The organism is Pseudofrankia sp. DC12, assembly GCF_000966285.1.
Lineage (GTDB): Bacteria > Actinomycetota > Actinomycetes > Frankiales > Frankiaceae > Pseudofrankia.
In genome coordinates this window covers 2,845,494-2,866,676 of sequence record NZ_KQ031391.1, presented here as the reverse complement: position 1 = coordinate 2,866,676, position 21,183 = coordinate 2,845,494, and the positions used below count along the sequence as shown (strand labels likewise).

Genomic DNA, 21,183 nt, shown 5'->3' with positions numbered 1-21,183 from the left:
ACACGAATGGATAAAAGGTAAATATCGGGCGCGAGGTGACATCGCGACCCTCGGGACCCTGCTGGCCAATTCGGGAGAGCCTCGGTGATCTAGAAGAGGCGCCCAGACATACGCCGCATAACGGACGCCGGAGCGACCGCTCGCCCCCTGATCGGCGGCCAGCCCCGGCCGAATCGTAGCTGCGTGTAATTGGCCAGCAGGATCCCTCGGCGGGCCAAAATGCCAATCTGCTTGGCGAAGCCAGCCAGCCAGCCGTCCGGCGGGAGGACCGGCCTCGTCGTGCCCGGAGCTAGGCGTAGCGCTCCAGGATGGAGGACTCGGCCAGGCGGGACAGGCCTTCGCGGACGGCCTTGGCGCGGGTCTCGCCCACGCCCTCGACCGCCTGGAGGTCGTCGACGCCGGCGGCGAGCAGCTTCTGCAGGGTGGTGAAGTGGTCGACGAGACGGTCGACGATCAGCCGGGGAAGGCGGGGGATCTTGGCGAGCATCCGGTAGCCCCGTGGGCTGATCTGGCGGTCCAGCGCGTCCGCGCCCGAGCCGAAGCCGAGCGCGCGGGCCAGCGCCGTCAGGTCCAGCAGATCGGTGGCGGACATCGCGGCCAGGTCGGTGAGCACCTCGGCCGGGGAGCCGACCTTCGCGCCGACGGGCTGGTAGTCGCGCACCGTCAGCTCACGCTCGGTCTCGACGCCCGCCATCAGCTCCTCGAGCTGCAGCGACAGCAGCCGGCCGTCGGTGCCGAGCTCGACGACGTAGCCCTCGATCTCGTCCGCGATCCGGCGGACCATCTCGAGGCGCTGCAGCACCGAGATCGCGTCCCGGACGGTGACCAGGTCCTCGATCTCCAGCGCGGACAGCGTGCCCGCGACCTCGTCGAGGCGCTGCTTGTAGCGCTCCAGGGTCGCCAGCGCCTGGTTCGCCCGGGAGAGGATCGCGGCCGAGTCATCCAGCACGTAGCGGCGGCCGCCGACGTACAGCGCGATGATCCGCATCGACTGGCTCACCGAGATCACCGGCAGCGTGGTCTGGCGGGCCACCCGCTCGGCGGTGCGGTGGCGGGTGCCGGACTCCTCGGTCGGGATCGTCGGGTCGGGCACCAGGTGGACCGCGGCCCGCACGATCCGGTTCAGGTCGGTGGAGACGACGATGGCGCCGTCCATCTTGGCCAGCTCGCGCAGGCGGGTCGCGGAGAACTCCACGTCCAGCTGGAAGCCGCCGGTGCAGACCCCTTCCACGACCTTGTCGTGGCCGAGGACGATCAGCGCGCCGGTGTGGCCGCGGAGGATGCGCTCGAGGCCGTCCCGAAAGGGGGTTCCCGGCGCCACGGCGGCCAGTGTGGCCCGGAAGGCGTCATCCCCGGGTGGTCCTGCCATCAGGTTCCCCTACTCCCTACCGAGACCCTCGGGACGACCCACTATGTCTCGTCGACCGGGGGTGATCTCCTGCCGCGGTGGTAATCGTATCCAGGCGCTCGGTACCACTACGGACGGCCTCCGGCTCAGGTACTCCGGCCGGCCGTTGAGCATCTGGCTGAATGCGCTGTTTGTGGTGACCTTGAGGCCGAATCGAACCGGGCGTCCGAGGATTTCCAAGCGCTGTGACCGGGACGCGGATCGGTGCGGGTAACCGGAAGCCCGCCGGAAGCGGCACAAGCGGGGTTGCTCTGTCGTCCTTCGCGCTATCCGTTGTACATGTTCGCGATCGCGGTATTCAGGTCCGTCGCCTCGGTCACCGTCATGCCATCCGGGATCATCCCGGACATCCGAGGAACCAGGGCCCGGCGGAAGCCGAGCCGCGCGGCCGCGGCGAGCCGGCGCTCAACCCCGCTGACCGCGCGGATCTCGCCGGTGAGCCCGACCTCGCCGAGGGCGATGAGGTCCGGCGGGACGGGCCGGTCCTGGGCGGAGCTCACCATGGCGAGCGCGACGGCCAGGTCGGCGGCCGGCTCGTGCAGCCGTACCCCGCCGACCGACGCGGTGAAGATGTCGGCGCCACCGAGCATCCCGAAGCCGGAGCGCTTCTGGAGCACCGCGGTGATCATCGCGACCCTGGAGCCGTCGAGCCCGGACACGGCCCGCCTGGGCGGCGGGGGAGCGGGCGCCCCCGCTCCGCCGCCGCGCCCATGGCTCTGCGGCGCCACCAGCGCCTGCACCTCGGCCACCAGCGGCCTGCGCCCCTCCACCATGACGGTGACGCAGACGCCGGGCACGGCGCTCGCCGTCGCCCCCCGCGACAGGAACAGGCCGCTGGGATCGGCGATGCCCCAGATCCCGTTCTCGTTCATCTCGAAGCAGCCGACCTCGTCGGTCGGCCCGTACCGGTTCTTGACCGAACGGATCATCCGGAGTGCGGTCTGCTGGTCGCCCTCGAAGTGCAGCACCACGTCGACGAGGTGCTCCAGCAGCCGCGGCCCGGCGACGGAGCCGTCCTTCGTCACGTGCCCGACCAGGATCGTCGCCAGCCCCAACGCCTTGGCCGCGCGGATCAACGCGGCCGCCACCTCGCGGACCTGGGTGACGCCACCGGCGACACCGTCCACCCCGGCCGAGGAGATCGTCTGGACCGAGTCGACGACCAGCAGCGTCGGCTGGACCTCCTCGACGTGGCCGAGCAGCGCGCCCAGGTCGGTCTCGGCCGCCAGCCACAGGTCGGCGTGCAGCGTCCCGGTGCGCCCGGCGCGCAGCCGCACCTGGGCGACCGACTCCTCACCGGTGACGACGAGGGCCCGATGGCCGGCCTGGGCACCGCGCGCCGCGACCTCCAGCAGAAGCGTCGACTTGCCCACCCCGGGCTCGCCGGCGAGCAGGATGACGGCGCCGGCGACGACACCGCCGCCGAGCACCCGGTCGAGCTCGTCGACACCGGTCGACCTGCGCGCCGCGGGCGACGGGTCGACCTCGGTGACCGGCTTGGCCGGTGTCGTCACCGTCGCCGGGGCGGTCGCGCCCGAGCCCGCTACAGCCGCCCGGCGGGGCGCCGCCTTCTGCGCCTCCAGCGTGCCCCAGGCCTGGCAACGGGAGCATCGGCCGGCCCACCGGATCGACTCGGCCCCGCACTCACCGCAGCGGAAGCCGCCGTCGGCCCGTGACCGGCCGGACGCGCCGCTGCCGGCCGCCCGCCTGCTGGCCGACCCACTGCCGCTGGAGCCCACAACCACCATGCCGCTGACCGTAGCCGTCGGGTCCGACATGTCTGGCCGGCGCGGGGCCAGCCTGGTTCCTCAGCCGGCCGGTCTGCTCAGCCGGCCGGTCTGCTCGCGGTGCGTCGCTGTTCCCAGCGGGCCGGTGGCTCAGCTTGAGCCGTGGGTCAGGGAGTGGCGGTGGCCGTCGACGCGAAGGTCGGGGTGATCCCGGTCGTCGCCGTGGCGCCGGCGGTCGGCGTGACGCCCGCGAGGGCCGTGCCGGTTGCCGTCGGGGTCACCGCGGCGGTCGTCGCGGGAGCGGTCACCGACGGCGCGGCGGAGGCGCCCGGCAGCGGCGCCTCGACCGGCACGTCCAGGGTGACGGCGCCGGCCTTGGCGAACGTGAAGGTCACCTTCGTCGCGGTGCCGATCGCCAGGTTCTTCTTCAGGCCGGTCAGCGTCGGGGCGGATCCGTTGGCGATGTAGATCTGGCCGCCGGCGGGCGCGAGGGTGGCCGGGCTGCCCGGGGTGCCGCCGGTCGCGTCGGGAGACGAGATGGCGACCAGGGAGTCGTCCTGGGTCCCGCCGTTGAAGAGGGCCGAGATCACCTGGGCATCGCCGCCCTGGCTGACCGGGCCGGCCACGTAGACGTTGCGCAGGTTGATCGTGCCGACGGCACCGTTGGCGGTGTTCGTCGTCGTGCGCGCGAGGTTGGTCATCGCGTCGTTGCCGCTCGCGCAGGCCGCGAGCGCGGGCGCGCCCAGCAACGCGGCGGCAGCCAGCGTCACCGCGCCACGCCGCAGCGGATGGGCGGCGGCCCGGTCCCGCGTCTGGCCGTGATCGACCGAAACGGCGCGGGAGGTGGGCAGGGTGGGCAACACAGCGGGACGGCGCGGGAAGGCTACGCTGCGCGCCCCCAGACGGCGGCTCACGGCTCGGTGACTCCTGTCGTGCGGGCGCCGGCACCCGGATGGGCGCCCACGCTGGTCCAGTGGTGCAGCCGTGGGACCTTCCGGGCCGGTGCCACGGCCGCGCGGGGGGCGCCTTGGGCTGCTCGGCGCTAAGACTAGCCACCTGTTATCCGCACGCGCCTCGCGCTGGCGCTTCCAACGGGCGCGGTGTGATCCCAACCTCCCCGCCGGCCGGGAAAACTGACCCGTTGTGCCTTCTACCTACCCCCGTGTCACCATCCGGCGGGTCGGGCGGGTGAGTGCGCCAGGCGGCGGTGCTGGATCTGGTGAGTCATGCCTAGTGGCTGCGAGCGACCGGGACCCGCGGCCAGGAGGTGTGACTCGTCGTCGCGACGCGGGTGGTCAGCCTGGTGGCGCGGGTGCTGGGCCGCTGAATCCGGGTGCCGGGCCAGGGACCCGGGTGCCGGGCCAGGGACCCGGGTGCCGGCGTGGCGGGCCGATTGCCAGGGTCTGGAACGGCTCGGTCAGGACCGGCCCACTCGATTCATTCCGGGCCGATTGCCGTGGTCGTGGATCGGGCTGTTCGATGACGGGGCCGATGACGTCGACCGATCAAGAAGCGCTCGGGCAACCGGATCCGGCGATGGGCCTGACCAGTGGTTGGGCGGCGCGGCACAGAAATCCTGGTTTTGTCAACCTCCTAGCTACACCCCGCGACCGTATTGCCGGCCTGTTCGGTCCCTTGGCCCGAGGCCGCGTGCGCCCCGGAGAATGCGGCGCGCCGAAGTGTTCGCCGTGTTCGAGATCTCCGCGGCGCGCCGAGCGCCCGCGGGGAGATCCAGCTGCGACGGTAGGGCGGCGGGCCAACCGGCGGTCCGCCTGGCGCAGGCGGACTGGGGTGCCTGTCGACCCGGCCGATGTGGCGCGCGTTTCAGCAGGTCGGGCGGCAGTTCGGACAGTTCGGTCAGTTCGGCCGGTGGTCCGGGACCCCTCGGCGCGAGCCCGCGCCGAGGGGTGTTCGCGGTCTGCGGAGAGTGGTCAGAACACTCCGGTGCGCCGGCCCGAGGACGCTACTGGATCAACGCGACCCAGCATGCGTCTGACCTGCAGCGATGCGTGCGTGTTACGCTGGTAGAGGCGGAAGGGGCACGTGACACATGGCTTTCCAAGTCGGCGAGACCGTCGTTTACCCGCATCACGGGGCTGCTCTCATCGATGCGATTGAAACGCGCGTCATCAAAGGTGAAGAGAAACTCTATCTCGTGCTCAAGGTGGCTCAGGGCGACCTGACCGTGCGCGTGCCGGCCGACAACATCGGCATGGTTGGCGTACGCGATGTCGTCGGCCAGGACGGCCTCGAGCGCGTCTTCGAGGTGCTGCGCGCGCCGCACACCGAGGAGCCGACCAACTGGTCGCGTCGGTACAAGGCCAACCTCGAGAAGCTGGCCTCCGGCGACGTCAACAAGGTCGCCGAGGTCGTCCGCGACCTCTGGCGGCGTGACCGCGAGCGTGGGCTGTCCGCCGGCGAGAAGCGGATGCTGAGCAAGGCTCGTCAGATTCTCGTGAGCGAGCTCGCCCTCGCCGAAGGCACCAACGAGGACAAGGCCGAGGCGATGCTCGACGAGGTGCTTGCCGGTTGACGGCTGAGCTGTGTTCGCTGCCCACCGGGCGGCCGCTCGGCTCGTCGATCGGCAGATATCTGCCCAGGGGATGACCTCTGGAGTCGGGCTCAGCCTGGGCAGCCTGGGCAGCCTGGGCATGAATAAGTGGGATGCGGGTCACCTTCCGCCGGCTTGGCCGGCGGTGGGTGGCCCGCGTGTCGTTCCAGGCCTTCTTCGAAGCGACGGCTCCCGGGCTGCTTCGGGTGCCAGACCCATGGAACACCGCGGGCGCGGCAAAGCCGGTGGCGCCGTCAACGCGGCGATCACAGAGCTGGCGCCGAATCCAGCTCCGATGGGCCGGTCGTCGCGGTTGTCGGCTGGACTGGTCCCCGGCGGGGCGGCTCGTTCTTGTCTGCAGATGGGTTTAGGCGGCCGTGTGGGTGGCGTCACGCCTGTCCGGCCCGGGTCGAAGCCGCTGGTCGTGGGTGGCAATGAGCTGGGGGGTTCGGCGTTTGTGGCGAGCGGGGGCGGCCGGTAGGTTCGGCTCAGGTTTTTCGGGTCGTCCAGTTCGGGGCGGCCGGCGGTCTGTCTGGTGGGCTGGATGCTGGTGACGTCTGAGATCGAGCGAGGACCGCGGTGACCGGGCCGGAGGCGCGGGTCGCTGTCGTGGTCCCGGCAGCGGGGCGCGGGGAACGGCTGGGCGGCGGCGTGCCTAAGGCGCTGCGGCCGCTCGGCGGCCGGCCCATGCTGGTGCACGCCGTGCAGGCGCTGGCCAGGGCCGACCTGGTGTCGCAGATCATCGTCGCCGCTCCACCGACTCTCGTCGAGGTGGTCAGCCGGCTGCTGGGCCCGGATGTCCGGGTGCTGGCCGGCGGAGCCGAGCGGGTCGACTCGGTGCGCGGCGCGCTGCGGGCGCTCGACGACGACATCCGGGTCGTGCTGGTGCATGACGCGGCCCGCCCGTTGACGCCCCCGTCGCTGGTCGACGCGGTCGCCGCCGCGGTGCTCGGCGGGCAGCCCGCGGTCATCCCGGTGCTGCCGGTCGCGGACACCGTCAAGGAGGTCGACGCTGAGGGCCGGGTGCTGCGCACGCCGACCCGTGACGGCCTGCGCGCGGTCCAGACTCCGCAGGGCTTCCGCCGCGAGGTGCTGGAGGCCGCGTACGCCAGCTCCGACGACGGCCCGGCGGTGACCGACGACGCGGGCCTGGTGGAGCGGCTGGGAGTGCCGGTCACGACCATCCCCGGCGCCGAGGAGGCGTTCAAGGTCACCCGGCCGATCGATCTCGTCTTCGCCGAGGCTCTGCTGGCCCGCCGTCCGCTGGCCGAGTCGGGGCGGTCGTGACGGCCGCCGACGCGGTGTCGGCGACGGCGGCCGCCGCGATCGCGCTGCCCCGGGTCGGCGTCGGCGTCGACGTTCACCCGTTCGAGCAGGGGCGTCCGTGCTGGGTCGCCTGTCTGCAGTGGGAGGGCGAGACCGGTCTGGCCGGTCATTCCGACGGCGACGTGGCCGCGCACGCGGCCTGCGACGCGCTGCTGATCGCCTCCGGTCTCGGTGACCTGGGCAAGATCTTCGGTACCGATCGTCCCGAGTGGTCCGGAGCGCCCGGCGCCGCGCTGCTCGGCGAGACAGCCCGGCTCCTCACCGAGGACGGCTGGACGATCGGCAATGTCGCGGTCCAGGTCGTCGGCAACAGGCCGCGGATGGCGAAGCGGCGCGACGAGGCCGCCGCGGCCATGGCCGCGGCGCTCGGCGGCGCGGTGGTCAGTGTCTCCGCGACGACGACCGACGGCCTCGGTCTCACCGGCCGCGGCGAGGGCCTCGCGGCCGTCGCGACCGCGCTCATCGCCCGCCTCGGCGGCTGAGCGAGGGCCGCCGACTCGCCCCGACCGATCGAATGCCAGGCTGGCATCGAATCGTCGCCTTTCGGCGGGCCGCCGGTGGAATCGTTGCCCTGATGGGCGATTCGCGGCGTCGCGGGACTTTCAGGAGCGTTTATGGGTGAACGGCTGCCGGAAAAGGTCAGGACGCTGGCGGAGGCGCCGACCTACGTGACCCTGGCGACGCTGCAGCCGGACGGGTCGCCGCGGCTTACCGTGCTGTGGATCGAGCGGGACGGCGACGACCTGCTGCTCTCAACGGTGCGCGGCCGGGCCAAGGAACGCGATATCGACCGCGATCCCCGCGTTGCCGTCATGTTCCTTGACCAGCGGGATCCGTACTCCTACGTGGAGATCCGTGGCACCGCCACCCTGACCGAGGAGGGCGGCCGCGACCTGATCGACCGCCTGGCGGTGAAGTACACCGGCGAGCCCTACAAATGGGACGGCCCGGACGCCATCCGCGTGGTCATCCGAGTAACCCCCACCCGCGTACTCACCACCGGCTAACCCCACCACCGTGAGATAGCCGCTCAAGAAGCCTGGCCGGGCCGGGCGGACGTCAGCGCTCGACAGACAGGCCGCAGAGCCGTCGCCCTCGCAGACTTGCGACCCAGTTCGCCCCACGAATGGCGCCCGAGCGCACCCGACAACCACAACAGGGTGACGCAGCCCGCCCAGGCGAGCCGCCCCCGTGCAGGCCACACGAGCGCAACCTGACCACGCTGCCAGGCAGGACGAGCATCGGCCCAGGATTTCCGGGCTCTCGGACATCAAGGGCTGGGAGGGCGCTCAGCGCCCGACAGGCGATCGTCGGGCGGGCGCGCAAGCGCCCTTCCCGACGATCGCCGTACTCTTGACAGATGAGCCTGCACCTCTACGACACGCGTACGCGGCGCGTGCGGCCTTTTGAGCCGCTGCGCCCCGGCCACGTGGGCGTCTACGTGTGTGGGCCGACGGTTCAGTCCGCTCCCCACGTCGGCCACCTGCGTTCGGCGGTCGCCTTCGACCTGCTGCGTCGCTGGCTGCTCGCGTCTGGCTACGCCGTCACGTATGTGCAGAACGTCACGGACATCGACGACAAGATCATCGTCAACGCGGACCGGGAAGGTGTCTCGGTCTGGGAGCTCGCGACCCGTGAGACCAGGTCGTTCGACGATGCCTACCTGGCCGTCGGAATCCTGCCGCCGACGATCCAGCCTCGGGCCACCGGCCACATCCCGGAGATGTTCGCGCTGATCGCCGACCTGATCGCGGCGGGCTACGCCTACGAGGGCGACGGGTCGGTATGGTTCCGGGTCGGCCGGTTCGGTGACTACGGAGCCCTTTCCAACCAGCGACCGGACGCCATGCAGGCCTCGGCGGAGGCCGAGGGCGGCAAGGAGGACCCGCGCGACTTCGCGCTGTGGAAGGCGGCGAGGCCGGGCGAGCCGGCCTGGGACTCGCCGTGGGGCTCCGGGCGGCCCGGCTGGCATCTCGAGTGCTCGGCGATGGCCGGCAAGTACCTGGGAGACGTCTTCGACATCCACGGCGGCGGTCTGGACCTCGTCTTCCCGCATCACGAGAACGAGCGGGCGCAGACGGTCTGCGCCTCCGCGGCCCGGGCCCACGGCGGGGCCGGGGAGCCGGAGATGGCCCGGTACTGGATGCACGCCGGGCTGCTGACCACCGGTGGCACCAAGATGTCCAAGTCGCTGGGTAACTCGTTCTTCGTCACCGACGCGCTGGCCCACGTGCGCCCGCAGGTGCTTCGCTACCATCTGCTGTCGGCGCACTACCGTTCGTCGCTGGAGTACAGCCCCGACGTGCTCACCGAGTCAGCCGCCGCGTACGACCGGGTGGAGACCTTCGTCCGCAACGCCCTGGACATCCTCGGTAGCCCGGAGGAAGCCGAGTCGCTCGCCGCCGAGGCACCGTCTGCGGCCGCGCCGCGCTCGGCCAAGGGACGGGGGACGAGCCGCGCGGCGGGAGGAGCCGCTGCCGGCGCCGACCCGGCTGTCGCGGCGTCGCCGGCGGGGGCCTGGGCGGACTTCTCCGCCGCTCTCGACGACGACCTCGGCGTCAGCCGAGCGCTCGCCGCGCTGTTCGGCGCAGTGGCCGAGGGGAACCTCGTGCTGTCGAAATCCCACAGGAGGGAGCTCGCCGGCTGGTTGGTCGCCGTGCGCCGGATGCTTACCGTGCTGGGCCTGGACCCGGTGGCGCAGTGGCCGGCCGCCGGTGGCCAGGTGCGCCCCGCGCTGGACGGCGTCATGCAGATCGTGCTCGACCTGCGCTCGGCCGCCAGGGCCCGCGGCGACTACACCGAGTCCGACTCGATCCGCGACCGCCTGCGCGACGCCGGTGTCATCGTGGACGACACCGGTGAGGGCCATCGCTGGCACCTCGGTTAGGACGGAAAGTTGGGCGCGTTCGCGCCCAACTTTCCGGTCGGGCGCTGGGGCGCCCTCCCGATGCTGGTTCGGGCGGGGCCTGGAGGCTGGTGGTGGTTCGCGATCCAGGGTCGGTTTCTTTGGTTCCGTTGGCAGGTCCGGTACTGGCTCGCTCGCGGGTTCCGGCCGGTGTGCCAGACGGCGATGGCCCCACCCGGTTGGGTGGGGCCATCGCCGTGGTGGGTCTGCCGGCTAGCGGGCGCGGATGGTGATGCGGGTCCAGGCGCCCAGGTAGACGCGGTCGCCGTCCTGCAGGGGGACGGGGCCGTGCGGCTCGATCGGCTCCGGCTCGTCGTTCAGCCGGGTGCCGTTGGTCGAGCCCGGGTCCAGCAGCGCGTAGCCGCCGTCCGGCTGCCGCTCGAAGATTGCGTGCGCGCGCGAGATACCCGGGTCCTCCGGGGCGCCCGACAGGTCGATCTCCGGGTGGATGCCGCGGGACTCGCTGCGCCGGCCGACAAGCAGCCGCGGCCCGCTCAGCGGGAACACCCTGCGCGGGTAGAACGACGGGAACGGGACGCGATGGTCGTCGCCGCTGTCGTAGTAGTCCCGCTCGGCCTCGACGACGGCCTCCCAGGTGGTCGAGACCGGCCCGCCGCCACCACCGTTCCAGTTGGCCGCGTTCCCGGTGATGACCGGCTCGCCGTAGCCGCCGTCGGCCGGTGGGTCGGTCTGGCGACGCCCGGACCCGGCCGGGACGGCACCTGGCATGTGGCCGGTGGTGAAGTCCAGGCCGCAGTTCTCGCAGAACCGGGCGCCGGGCTCGTAGTACGCCCGGCAGCTCGGGCACTGCGGGTAGCGGCCGGCGGCGCGGTCGCCCCGGGCACCGCCGCGGTCGGCCACGCCGAGCGGGTCCGAGTCGTAGCCCTGGGCACCGCGGCCGCCGTCGGCCGCGGCGGCGTCCCGGCCGCCGCGGCCGCCGTAGCCGTCACGGTCGTCGCGGCCACCACGCGCGTAGGCGGTCTCGCCGCCATCCCGGCCGTACTGGTCACCGCCGCGGCCGCCGAAGTCGTCCCGGCCACCGCGCGCCGACTGGTAGCCATCGTCGTCGGGCGTACCGCGGCCAACGCCGTCCCGACCGCCGCGGCCGTAGCCGCCGTCCGGGTCGTCTCGGCCGCCGCGGAAGCCGCCGGCGTCCCGGCCCTCGCCGGCGCGGTCGCCTCGGCCACCGCCCCGGGACGACCCATAGCCGCCCTGGTCGTAGGACTCGGCGCCGTAGGACGACCGCGCCGGGCGGTCGTCGTAGCCGGAGCCGAAACCGTTGTCGTACTGCTCCCCGCCGTACGGGTCGCCGCCGCGCGAGGATCCTCGACCGGCCGGCTCACCCCCGCGACGGATGCCTAGGGGGTCGTACCCGGCACCAGTGCCACCGGTGCCACCGCGGCCCGAGCCGCCCCCGTAGGAGCCGACTGGCGTGCCACGGTCGTCCGACCGGTAGCCGTAACTGTCCTGACCACTCGTGATGCGGAGGCCGCACTGATCGCAGTAGTCGGGATCCTGGGACAGGTGCCCCTCCGGGCAGCGTGCGCTCACCTGATCACCTTCACCCGGACGGTCCTGGTCTGCCTGGCGACGAGAGGCTCGTCACTTCGGCCGACCTCGATTCCTCTTACGAACCGTACCCGTTGTTGGATTGTCGATCTGCACCGGCATCTGTAGTAGCCGACGGGTTGCCTCGTTGCCCGCTGAGATGTCATTGCCCCTGCCGGCCTCGTGGCGGACGCCGCCAGGTCATCCGCGGGAACGGCCTCCAGTGTCCCAGTGGCCTTCCGGCGACCAACACTGGCCCACCCGTGCTCACGCGCACAGCCGGGCCGGTGACCGCCGAGTGACTGGCCTCTCAACGGTCCACGCGTGCCGCGATGACAGTGATGTTGTCGTGCCCACCCTGGTCGATCGCGAACTCGATGAGATGGCGCGCGACCTCGACCGCCTCGGCGTCCGGTGGCAGCTGGTTGACGATGGCGGCCATGACATCGGGCCGGGACGCGTAGTTCCACAGTCCGTCGCTGCAGACCAGTACCGTCGCGGGGGCCTCGATCGGGAACACCGCCGTGTGTGGGGCCACGTCCTCGGCGTCGCCGCCGAGCCAGCGGGTCAGCGTGTGCGCCCTGCGGTGGGTCTCCGCCTCGGACGCCGGGATGAGGCCGGCGCGGGCCGCCTCCGCCGCCCAGGTGTCGTCCGCAGACAGCCGCTCCGACCAGCGCGGGCCCAGCAGGTAGACCCGGCTGTCGCCGACCCAGCCGATGGTCACGGTCCTGGGGCCGCCCGCGACCGGCGGCGAGATGATGGCCGCGGCGATCGTGCAGGACGGCGCCATCCGGCCCTCCGCCGCACTGAGCTGGGCGATCATGTCCTGGGCCGCGTGCACCGCGCGGTGGAGGGCCAGCTCGGCCTCTTCGGGCCCGAAGCCGCCGACCACGGTCGCTGGCAGCGTCACCGGATCGTGGTAGTCGTCCTCGTCTCCTGGCTCCAGGACGTCGAGCACGTCACCCGGCCGGCTGACCGGGACGGCTCGGCCGGGGCCGTGCGCGCGAACGGCGTCGGCGAGGATCGTGGTCGCCGTCGCGGCCGCGGCCGCGGACGCCTCACCGGAGCCCGGCGTCGTCGAGACGCCGTCGCACACGACGGCGATCATCGTCCCGAACACCTCGGCGACGCCCATGGCGTCCTCGTTGGTGGCATGCCGGACGCCGCGGTCGCAGACGCCGGCGATCTGGCCGAGGTCCTTCTCCCGGTGGTCCGAGTCGCCGCTGACCACCGGTGGGCCCTGCAGCGCGAAACCGCAGGAGTCGCAGTACCGGGCGTCGCCGTAGAGGACGACGGCGCAGCGCGGGCAGCGGTTGGTGCGCTCGTCGATCAGGGACCGTCCTCTCTCCGGCATGCCGCGTTCAGGCAGGTCGTAGCCGGACCCGCCGTCGTAACCGGACCCGCCGTGATAGCCGGATCCGCCGACGTCGTAGCTTCCAGCGGCGTCGTGCTCCACGGTCATCCCGTTCTCAATCGGCGGGCCAGGCGCCGCTTCCGGGCCGACCGCCACTCGCGGCGAGGCTGCCCGGGGCGCGGCGAGCAGGCGTTCCTGGCCCGGCGTCCCATACGTCGACTCTCTTGGCCTCCCACGGTCGGGAGTTCCAGCGCGCAGGTACCTCGCGGCCGGGCGGGGGATGGCAAAGCCGTCGGCGGCCGGCCCCCGCCGCGGCCAGACGGCGTGCGCGCCACCATTGTCGTGCCTCCCGACCGTCGCGGTTGATCCGGTGTCTCCCCGACCAGCCCGGGTAGCCGGGGCAGTCAGGGGAGAATCTTCGCAGCATAGGCCCAGGTCCGTCGATGGCCGCGATCAACCGGCGGGAATCCGTTGATGCAAGTGCGGTCTCGCTCCGGTTCCCGGTGCAGTCAAGCCCGCCGATGCGGCCACGGACGCGTGCGCTGTGGACGGACGGTGGGCCCGAGGGCCGCGCTGGCATGTCGCCAATGATTACTGATCGTGGCGGAGATAGGCAATTTCTCCGGTATGTGCCCGGCCACCTCCGGTGGCCTGGCGGCGGCCTGCTAGGCGCTTGCGGGCCGCCGGAGAGGCAGCGGGCCCGGCCGGAGCGTCCCGAGTGCGCGGCCAGGTACCGTTGTGAGTTCTAGGAGTTGGGATGCGCGGCCGACCGGCCGCCACCCGGGCGGCGGCGTGGCCGTGGCCGCATGGCCCCAGGCCGGCAGGGCGGATGCCGCCGGCAGGGCGGCGACGCACTCGTGGACCCAGACCGGACGACCAGGAACCGGCCGGCCAGGTGGCCGGCCCGGGCCTGACGACACCGAGATTTGACGACACCGAAATCGAAGACACCGAAATCGAAGACACCGAAATTGAAGACGGAGGGTAACCCGACGATGGCGACGGGACGGCGGGGCGGGGGAGGCGTGGCGCGCGGCGGCCAGGGTGGCCGGGCGGCGAAGGCCGGCTCGCACCGCAAGGGCGCGTCGGCGGGCAGCGGTGGCCAGCGGCGCCGGGCCCTTGAGGGAAAGGGCGCGACGCCGCCGGCCGAGATGCGCAAGGGGCACCCGGCACAGCGTCGCGCGGCGGCGGTGGCGCGGTCCGACGCGGCGAGCACCCGAACCGGCGCGGCGGCGCGGCCCGCCGCCGGCCGTGACGGCGGCCCGACACGGGCGGGCCATACCGGTCAGCGTGACGCCGCCGCCGCTGGGCGTGGCGGCCCGGCCGGCCGGCGGCCCGGCGAGACCGATGAGCTCGTCGTCGGGCGAAACTCGGTCGTCGAGGCGCTACGGGCCGGTATCCCGGCCGCGACGCTGTACATCGCCGGAGGGCTTGAATACGACGAGCGGCTGACCGAGGCGCGCAAGCTCGCCGGCCGGGCCGGCATGGCGGTCGTGGACATCGGCCGCTTCGAGCTGGACCGCCTGTGCGGGGTCGCGCCGCACCAGGGGCTCGCGCTGGTCGTCCCGCCGTTCCGGTACGCGCACCCCGACGACCTGCTGGAGCGGGCGCGGGTGGCCGGCCCGGGCCTGCTGGTCGCACTCGACGGGGTGACCGACCCGCGCAACCTCGGCGCCGTCGTCCGCTCGGCTGCCGCGTTCGGGGCGCAGGGCGTCGTCGTGCCCGAGCGGCGCGCCGCCGGGATGACCGCGGCCGCCTGGAAGACCTCGGCCGGCGCCGCGGCGCGGCTACCGGTCGCCCGGGCCACCAACCTGAACCGGACGTTGCGGTCGTATGCAGACAGCGGGCTTGTCGTCGTCGGGCTCGCCGCGAACGCGGACATCAGCCTCGACGAGCTGGAGGCCGCGACGGACCCGATCGTGCTGGTGGTCGGCTCGGAGGGGCGTGGCCTGTCCAGGCTGGTCGGGGAGAACTGTGACCTGCTGGTGCGGATCCCGATGGCCGGTGAGGTCGAGTCGCTCAACGCGGGCGTCGCGGCCGGCGTCGCCCTCGCCGAGATCGCTCGCCGCCGCCGCCTGACGTCCTGACGCCGGCTGCGGTGGCGCGACGGGCGCCCGGCCTCAGGACCCGTTGTTCCAGCACGGTTGGTGCGCGGCGCCGGAGGGGGCGTTGGCGTTCTGCTGAGCCGAGCTGAGGGTCATCACACCCGGGTTGGCGCCGGACTGGCAGGCGACGAGGGCCGAGAGCATGCGCGGCGCCGACACGGCGGCACCGGCCGGCGCCGCCGCGGCCACGCCGGCGCTCACGCTGGCTACGACCGCCGAGGCGAGCACGGCCACGCGGGCCCGTCGACAGATGCAGTTCATCGCAGTGGACACGAAGATTCCTTCCCACGGCTACAAGGAATGCGCCGGCGAATTCCGGCCCGCTGACCGTTCGTGGCCGGCGCGCCTCGCGTCTGCCACGGCCATGGCCGGCCTGGTCCGTGCGCGCTCGGGCCTTTGGGGAAGCCGAGCGAGCCGCCCGGTCTCGGTCCCCCGTGCCGGCGCGCTGGGGCGTCGGCTACCCGGGGCGGCGGCGATTCCTCGTGCCTGCCGCGTGGTTCGTTCGCCCGGGTGGCGGCAGGCGCTGGGACCTGCCGTCCGGAGCGGGTTCGGCGGTCTGCCGGAGCACGTGTCTCACGATGCCGCACGAATTCCCCGGAGCAAAACCAGAAATCCGTGGTGACCCACATCACGTCATCGTAGAGCCGGCGAATCGCTGACTCGGCGCGGGGCGATGACGGAAATCCTGCGCGGACCGTGGCCGGGCGCATTGTCTGCGCATTCCCAGCCACTGCCGGTGGTCATCCCGATACGCCGTTCGCCGCGCCGCATCCGCCCGGCCGCGTATTGTCGAAGAACGTGACGACCGTCATAGGTCAATCGTCATTTCCGGCCTAATGCATTCGGGCCGCGCAAATCACCCGCTCGTTTCGGTCGGTCTGGCGAGCCGTCAGACGGCGGCTGCGGCCGTCTACGGCTCGGCCACCCGGACACGGACGCAGCGGAACTGGGCCGGTGCGTCCTCCAGCACGCGGCGACGCGGGTCGGGAACCGTGAGGAACGGGTCGGCGACCAGCGAACGCAGCGGCGCGAGCCGCGCGTCCTGGAGCACCTGCCCGACGGCTCGCCGCTCGCCGCCCACCATCACCGCGGCGAGCCCTGGAGCAGCGGGCACCAGCAGGCCGGCAGCCGTGTCGGCGGCCGCGCCCAGCGCCACCCGGACCTGCCCCTCGCGTCGGCGGGCGAACCGCTGCTGCGACCAGCCGCCCGCGGCGCTGCGCCCGTGCACCTGCCGGGAGCCGACCTTCGAGGCCACCAGCCGCTCGCCCTCGAACACCCCGGCCGCGTACCCGCCCAGCCGGACCAGCAGCACGCCGACCCGCCGCTCGACGCCGGCATGCGCGGCGAGCGCCGCCGTGGGAGGCACGCCTGGTTCGACCGCCAGGGGCGGGAAGGGGACCTTGCAGTCGGCGACGGCGCCGTCCGCGGCGGTTGCGATGATCGTCGCCGGCGAGATCGCCCAGGTCAGCGAGCCGTGTCGCTCGGCGAACCGGTCCAGCCAGCCGGCCACCCGCTCGGGCGCGACGTTCACCCAGCGCCCGCCGCCCGCGGCGGGAAGTCCAGGGCTCACCGCCACATCTTGACCGACCGGCGCCGTCGCTCCACCAGCCGCCTACCGGGGAATGGGTCTGTCAAGGTGCCGAATTGTCCTATTTTTGTGATGGACGGGACTTTCGGCTCATAGTCTTCGACCTGCAATCGCCACCGGATCACAGGGCGTCGGGCGTCGCGGGAACCGCCCATCTGGTCGCGCACCGGCCGGACGCCGAGGCGTGCCACCCGTTCCACCGCGACGCCGGGGCGGGGATGTATGGGTGACGGAAACGGCCGTGGTGACACCGACCGGCCGGAGAGCTGGTCCTGGTCGCGGGACGGCGGGCGCGAAGGCGCCACCGCCCGCCCGCTGGGCGCGCCCTCCGCCAGCCGGGCCCGGGCCTACCGAGCGAGCCCCGAGCTGGACGTCGAGGTCTGGGACGCCGAGCTCGTCGACGAGCCATGGGACCCCGCGGTCGCCCGATCCGCCGAGGACGTTGAGATCATCGACGCCGCCGCGCTGGACGCGATCGCCCAGCGGCTCAGTGCCGCCGCGGGGGTCGCCACGGACGAGCCTGTCGCAGGCGGCCCGCCCCGGCCAGGCTCGCCCGTCGGCCCGCTGCGGCCAGGGCCGGCCGATGGGCTGCCCGGCCCAGGCCGGCCGGGTCCCGAGTACGGTGCGTCACCCGCCGGGGCGGCGGGACCAGTCCCGCGTCCGGCTGCGTCAGCGGTCCGGCGGCGGCACCGGCCGCAACCAGCGTGGCGGACCGGGCTGGAGCGGCTGTCCGCCCAGGTAGCCGCCGTTGCGGGCCCGAGCCGACTGGCACGCGTCCGTCCGGCTGGCTGGGCGCCCGGGCGCCGTGTCGGGCGGGTCCCGCTCGGCGCGATGGCCGGCGCCGTGGTCCTGCTGCTGCTGATCGCTGGACTGGTGATCGTCCTCTTCGGCCAGCATTCCGGCTTCCGAACCGGCGCGGCCAGGCCCGGCGGCGCCAGCCAGGGAGCCGAGGTCAGCCTGGCCCCGGGCGGCCTCGGGCTGACCGACGGCTCGGCTGGACTGGGCGGCGCCGGGGGCAGCGACCCGGCTGGCGGGCAAGGCGCCGAACCGGTGTCCGGCGTCCAGGCCGAACCCGTACAGGGCCTCGGCATGAGCGTGACCACCGGCCCGACGCGCGACAACGCCGCTGTGGGCATACCCGACACCGCCGGGTCGACCCCTCGACCGGCCGCGGGTGCCTCCGCCCATCCATCCGGGGCCGACGCCGGGCTCTCCTCCCCGCCGGCGGCCACGCCGACCGGCCCGCGTTGCTACCGGGCCGACCCCCTCACGGCGATCCTGCTCGGCGTCGTCGGCATGCCTACCTGCTGACCCGGCCGCGGGTCGGGGTCAGCTGGGGCCAGCCGGGCGGGATGCGCGCGGAGAGTTCGCGCAGATGGCGATGCATCCCGTCGTAGGCCGCGACTGGCGGCAGATAGGCCTTGGCGATCTTGGCCAGTGCGCTGTAGTTGACGTCGACCACGTTGGCCAGGGGGGCCTCGCTGATCTGGCTCAGCAGCTGGTAGCTGTCGAGTGTCTCCAGCCCGTACAGCTCCGACAGCCAGCTGACCATCTCCACCTGGCCGATCCGCCAGGCGTCCTCCAACGGTCGGCTCGAGCCGACGGTGATGAAGTGTGTGTCGCTCTCCAACCGCGGCCACAGCGGCGCCCGGCCTTTGACGAGCTCGACGATCAGGGTCACGTCCATCGCGCCTTCGACGGCTGTGCCGCAGGCCTCGCCCTCGCCTTGCCGGTAGTGCCCGTCTCCGATCGAGAACAGGGCGCCCTCGACGTTGACCCCGAGATAGCAGGTCGCACCGGCCCGCATCTCGGGGGTGTCCATGTTCCCGCCGAACCGGTCCGGGACCAGCGCCGATCGGGCTTCCATCGCGGCTGGTGCGACGCCGACCGTGCCCAGCATGGGCGACATCGGCAGATCAACCTGGAAGTCGCTGGACAGGGCGGAGAACGTGACCATGTTCTTCGCCCGGTCAACCTCGTAGATCCACGTTCGCTCCGGCAGCGGCGGCGCGAGCGTCGCGGTCCGGTCCGTGCCGGTCAGGCCGCCGAAGAAGGGGATCGTCGTCGACGCGCCCCAGCCGCGGGACGGGGTGAGCTCGACGAGGTGCAGCACGAGCGTGTCACCGGGTTCGGCGCCCTCGACGTAGAACGGACCCGTCTGTGGGTTGACGAACGGCATCATCAGCGAGCTGCTCGGCAGGTCGGAGGTCGTCCGCAGCCGCCCGCCGAACGCGTCCTCGGTCCACAGCCGCAGCACGGTGCCCGGCTTCACCGTCCGGATCGGTGCCACGCCGCCGAACGTCCACGCGAACTGCGCGGGCTCCGGCCGGAACTCGACTACCTCCAACGTCCGCCTCCGTGCGTCCAGGCGACCCGCCTCCGGTGGCAACCGGCCAGCTCAGCCGCGTCCGCCCGAATCTAGGACCCCGCCGTTACGGTCCCGCTACGTGCGTCCAGGGCTCCGGAGTGGCGAGGCCTCCGTCGGGCTGGTCAGGCGGCCCGCGGTGCCGCGGCTTTTGTCGGTGGCGCGCGGGATGCTGGCGAGGTGAGTCCCACCCCGCGTACAGCAGGTCGCTCGGACCCGGATGCGCCGGACGGGACGGAGTTCTTGCCGGCCGTCGCGGTGCGGCGCCTGGCCGCACAGCTGTTGGCCAGCCCGCTGCCGGCTCGGCCCACCGCCGAGGAACGGGTCCAGACCGTCGTCCAGGTCCTGGGCGGCACGCCCTGGGACGAGACAAGCCCGGATTCCCTGCCACCGCGCCTGCTCGGCCCGTTCGACCCAGTCCTGCCCGGCTGGGCGGCCCGCGAGTGGGTGACCGGCCCGCACCGCTCGGTCGTGACCATCAACGGCGTCTTCCGCGCCATCGCCCTGGTCGCGGGCCAGGCCGCCGGTACCTGGACGATGCCGGCGGGCCAGGTGAGCCTCGCCCCGTTCGAGCCGCTGCCCGCGGCTGTCGAGGCAGCCCTGCGGGCGGAAATGGCCGACGTCCAACGGTTCTTCGGCACAGGCCTGACCGACGGCGGTGCGTCCGAGGTCGAGTGGCCGGGCGCCCGAACGTAGGGCCCGGCCCCGGTACCAGCTGTCCTTCACCCGACAGAGCCCGGCCATTGGCCTCCCCATCGCGGCCCGGCCGACGGCTCGCCGGTAGTGTGCGGCGAGACGTTACCGCCCATACAGGGCGTTACCGGCCGAGCGCGGCGTCCTACCCGAAACCGTGGTTGATCCTCCCGTCCGTGACAGGGGACCGGTGCGCGGCCGGCGCCGGCGTCTGTGAACCGGGAGGCCGGCGTGCGCTCTGAGCCGATGGTCGACATGCATGCCGGGGGCCGGCCACTGAGCCGGATGGACCGCTACATGCTCGATTTCCAGCGGGCCAATCCGACCAGGCCGGTCAGCGTCACCTGCTACCTGCTGCGGGTCTCCGGCGCGCCGGATCTCGACGCGGTGCGGTCGGCGGTGGCCGAGCGCGTCGAGGCGTTTCCCCCGCTCACCGAGCGCCTGGTGGAACGACGCGGCCGCGCGCCGCGCTGGGAGCCCGGCGGCGGGTTCGACGTCGCGAACCATGTGCGGGAGTACCGGCTGCCGGCGGACGCGGCCGAGGACGACCTGCGGGCGATGGCCGCGCGGCTGTCCGCGGTCGTGACGCCGCTGGACCGGCCGGCCTGGGAGGTCGGCCTGGTCACCAGCCCCGGCGCCGACGACGTCCATGTCTTCTTCCGCTCCAGCCACGTCTGGGTGGACGGCCTGTCCCAGACCCGGGTGCTGACGTGCCTGTTCGGCGGCCAGACCGCGGCCGCGCCCTGGGTCCGGACCGGGCGCCTGACGGCCCGTACCCTGGCGTCGGCCGCGGTACGCCAGGCCACCGCCTGGTCTGGGCCGTCCGGCGCGCCCGCGGCCCTCACCGAGCCGAGCGACGGGACCTGCACCGTGCACTGGGCACATGCCGACGTCGCGCGGCTGCGCGCGATCGGCCAGGCCTACGGTGGCTCCGTCAACGACGTCTACCTGGTCACCGTGGGCGGCGCGATCGGCGCCTGGTCGGCTCCAGTGGACCGGCGGCCGGTGCAGGCGGTGCTCTCGGTCAGCACCCGCCGCCCCGCGGAGCGTTCCGTGCTGGGCAACGCCTTCGTGGCCACTCGGGTGGCATTGCCGACGGAGCCCGCCGCCGCGTCCGAGCGGTTCGAGATGGTGCGCCGTCAGACCGCCTTCTACAAGGGGGACTCGGATGCGGCCCTCGGCGAGCGGTTCTGGTCGGACCGGGTGCCCAGCCGGTTCGGGCGCGCGACCATCGGAGGCGGCCAGGACCTGCGCCGTGCCGCGGTGAACACGACGAACCTGGGCCTGATTCCCGGGCCGCTGACGGTCGCCGGAGCGCCGGTCATCGCTGCGATGCCGGTGCCGGCTGTGCGGGAGGGCCGCCGGCAGGTGCTCGTGACGCTTGGCGGCCTCGGGCGGACGGCTACGGTCGGCTTCACCGTGCCCGCGCCGCGTGGCGCTGAGCTGGCCGGCCTGTGGCTGGCCGAGATCGAGGACCTGGAGCGTGCCGCCGGCATCGTCGCGGTGCCGGACCAGCACGTGCTCACGCTGGCTGGCGGTCTGGAAACCCGCTGACCCGGGACGCAGGCGGCGGTCCGGCCGGTTCTGTCCGGGTCTGGCCATCTGCGAGTATT

Annotated in this window: 17 protein-coding genes; 9 read left to right on the top strand and 8 right to left on the bottom strand. The window is 73.1% G+C overall.

From position 1 onward, the window contains the following. Nucleotides 1-289: 289 nt before the first annotated feature. The 3 genes from disA to FRADC12_RS11340 all read right to left on the bottom strand — a co-directional run bounded on the left by disA (nt 290) and on the right by FRADC12_RS11340 (nt 4,049). Entirely contained in the window at nt 290-1,369 is a 1,080-nt protein-coding gene (gene disA, locus FRADC12_RS11350; RefSeq protein WP_045876620.1) for a DNA integrity scanning diadenylate cyclase DisA, read from the bottom strand. A gap of 305 nt (nt 1,370-1,674) precedes the next feature. Next, nucleotides 1,675-3,186 (bottom strand): DNA repair protein RadA, encoded by a 1,512-nt coding sequence (gene radA, locus FRADC12_RS11345; protein WP_198152864.1) that lies wholly within the window; start codon nt 3,184-3,186, stop codon nt 1,675-1,677. 116 nt (nt 3,187-3,302) lie between these two features. Then, nucleotides 3,303-4,049 (bottom strand): copper chaperone PCu(A)C domain-containing protein, encoded by a 747-nt coding sequence (locus tag FRADC12_RS11340; protein ID WP_045876619.1) that lies wholly within the window; start codon nt 4,047-4,049, stop codon nt 3,303-3,305. A gap of 1,136 nt (nt 4,050-5,185) precedes the next feature. Here FRADC12_RS11340 and FRADC12_RS11335 point away from each other — a divergent pair. The 5 genes from FRADC12_RS11335 to cysS all read left to right on the top strand — a co-directional run bounded on the left by FRADC12_RS11335 (nt 5,186) and on the right by cysS (nt 9,899). Continuing rightward, entirely contained in the window at nt 5,186-5,668 is a 483-nt protein-coding gene (locus FRADC12_RS11335; protein WP_007512332.1) for a CarD family transcriptional regulator, read from the top strand. 597 nt (nt 5,669-6,265) lie between these two features. Continuing rightward, on the top strand, nt 6,266-6,973 hold the full coding sequence (ispD, locus tag FRADC12_RS11330) for a 2-C-methyl-D-erythritol 4-phosphate cytidylyltransferase (protein WP_045876618.1): 708 nt from the start codon (nt 6,266-6,268) through the stop codon (nt 6,971-6,973). Further along, nucleotides 6,970-7,494, top strand: a complete 525-nt coding sequence (gene ispF, locus FRADC12_RS11325; protein ID WP_232303735.1) for a 2-C-methyl-D-erythritol 2,4-cyclodiphosphate synthase — start codon at nt 6,970-6,972, stop codon at nt 7,492-7,494. The genes ispD and ispF overlap by 4 nt, the downstream gene beginning before the upstream one ends. 132 nt (nt 7,495-7,626) lie before the next feature. Further along, entirely contained in the window at nt 7,627-8,019 is a 393-nt protein-coding gene (locus FRADC12_RS11320) for a PPOX class F420-dependent oxidoreductase (RefSeq protein ID WP_045876617.1), read from the top strand. Nucleotides 8,020-8,372: 353 nt separating this feature from the next. Beyond that, on the top strand, nt 8,373-9,899 hold the full coding sequence (gene cysS / locus FRADC12_RS11315) for a cysteine--tRNA ligase (RefSeq protein WP_045876616.1): 1,527 nt from the start codon (nt 8,373-8,375) through the stop codon (nt 9,897-9,899). A 231-nt stretch (nt 9,900-10,130) separates the two neighbouring features. Here cysS and FRADC12_RS11310 read toward each other — a convergent pair whose 3' ends face one another. Continuing rightward, a complete protein-coding gene (locus tag FRADC12_RS11310; protein WP_045876615.1) occupies nt 10,131-11,468 on the bottom strand; it encodes an FHA domain-containing protein in 1,338 nt (445 codons plus the stop codon). A gap of 307 nt (nt 11,469-11,775) precedes the next feature. Next, on the bottom strand, nt 11,776-12,927 hold the full coding sequence (locus tag FRADC12_RS11305; protein ID WP_045879436.1) for a PP2C family protein-serine/threonine phosphatase: 1,152 nt from the start codon (nt 12,925-12,927) through the stop codon (nt 11,776-11,778). Nucleotides 12,928-13,814: 887 nt separating this feature from the next. Here FRADC12_RS11305 and rlmB point away from each other — a divergent pair. Continuing rightward, entirely contained in the window at nt 13,815-14,906 is a 1,092-nt protein-coding gene (gene rlmB / locus FRADC12_RS11300) for a 23S rRNA (guanosine(2251)-2'-O)-methyltransferase RlmB (protein WP_045876614.1), read from the top strand. A gap of 33 nt (nt 14,907-14,939) precedes the next feature. Here rlmB and FRADC12_RS11295 read toward each other — a convergent pair whose 3' ends face one another. Then, entirely contained in the window at nt 14,940-15,197 is a 258-nt protein-coding gene (locus FRADC12_RS11295) for a hypothetical protein (RefSeq protein WP_157488809.1), read from the bottom strand. 637 nt (nt 15,198-15,834) lie between these two features. Then, nucleotides 15,835-16,494, bottom strand: a complete 660-nt coding sequence (locus tag FRADC12_RS11290) for an acVLRF1 family peptidyl-tRNA hydrolase (protein ID WP_232303734.1) — start codon at nt 16,492-16,494, stop codon at nt 15,835-15,837. A gap of 240 nt (nt 16,495-16,734) precedes the next feature. Here FRADC12_RS11290 and FRADC12_RS11285 point away from each other — a divergent pair, with 240 nt between their 5' ends. Next, on the top strand, nt 16,735-17,823 hold the full coding sequence (locus FRADC12_RS11285) for a hypothetical protein (protein ID WP_045876611.1): 1,089 nt from the start codon (nt 16,735-16,737) through the stop codon (nt 17,821-17,823). On the opposite strand, the gene FRADC12_RS11280 is transcribed toward FRADC12_RS11285, so the two are convergent. Then, the gene (locus tag FRADC12_RS11280) at nt 17,813-18,859 is read right to left on the bottom strand and encodes an acetamidase/formamidase family protein (protein WP_045876610.1); all 1,047 of its coding nucleotides are present in this window, start codon (nt 18,857-18,859) and stop codon (nt 17,813-17,815) included. The two genes, FRADC12_RS11285 and FRADC12_RS11280, sit on opposite strands and share 11 nt — an antisense overlap. Before the next feature lie 198 nt (nt 18,860-19,057). Between FRADC12_RS11280 and FRADC12_RS11275 the strand changes: the two genes are divergently transcribed. Beyond that, nucleotides 19,058-19,573, top strand: a complete 516-nt coding sequence (locus FRADC12_RS11275; protein ID WP_232303733.1) for a DNA glycosylase AlkZ-like family protein — start codon at nt 19,058-19,060, stop codon at nt 19,571-19,573. A gap of 228 nt (nt 19,574-19,801) precedes the next feature. Next, nucleotides 19,802-21,124: a wax ester/triacylglycerol synthase domain-containing protein gene (locus tag FRADC12_RS11270; RefSeq protein ID WP_045879435.1), complete on the top strand. Its 1,323-nt coding sequence runs from the start codon at nt 19,802-19,804 to the stop codon at nt 21,122-21,124. Nucleotides 21,125-21,183 lie beyond the last annotated feature (59 nt).

Excerpts from the sequence above, each read along its gene's own strand:
- FRADC12_RS11305 (WP_045879436.1), bottom strand. The coding sequence starts at position 12,927 with ATGACCGTGGAGCACGACGCCGCTGGAAGCTACGACGTCGGCGGATCC.
- rlmB (WP_045876614.1), top strand. The coding sequence starts at position 13,815 with ATGGCGACGGGACGGCGGGGCGGGGGAGGCGTGGCGCGCGGCGGCCAG.
- disA (WP_045876620.1), bottom strand. The coding sequence starts at position 1,369 with ATGGCAGGACCACCCGGGGATGACGCCTTCCGGGCCACACTGGCCGCC.
- radA (WP_198152864.1), bottom strand. The coding sequence starts at position 3,186 with ATGTCGGACCCGACGGCTACGGTCAGCGGCATGGTGGTTGTGGGCTCC.
- FRADC12_RS11335 (WP_007512332.1), top strand. The coding sequence starts at position 5,186 with ATGGCTTTCCAAGTCGGCGAGACCGTCGTTTACCCGCATCACGGGGCT.
- FRADC12_RS11285 (WP_045876611.1), top strand. The coding sequence starts at position 16,735 with ATGGGTGACGGAAACGGCCGTGGTGACACCGACCGGCCGGAGAGCTGG.
- cysS (WP_045876616.1), top strand. The coding sequence starts at position 8,373 with ATGAGCCTGCACCTCTACGACACGCGTACGCGGCGCGTGCGGCCTTTT.
- FRADC12_RS11320 (WP_045876617.1), top strand. The coding sequence starts at position 7,627 with ATGGGTGAACGGCTGCCGGAAAAGGTCAGGACGCTGGCGGAGGCGCCG.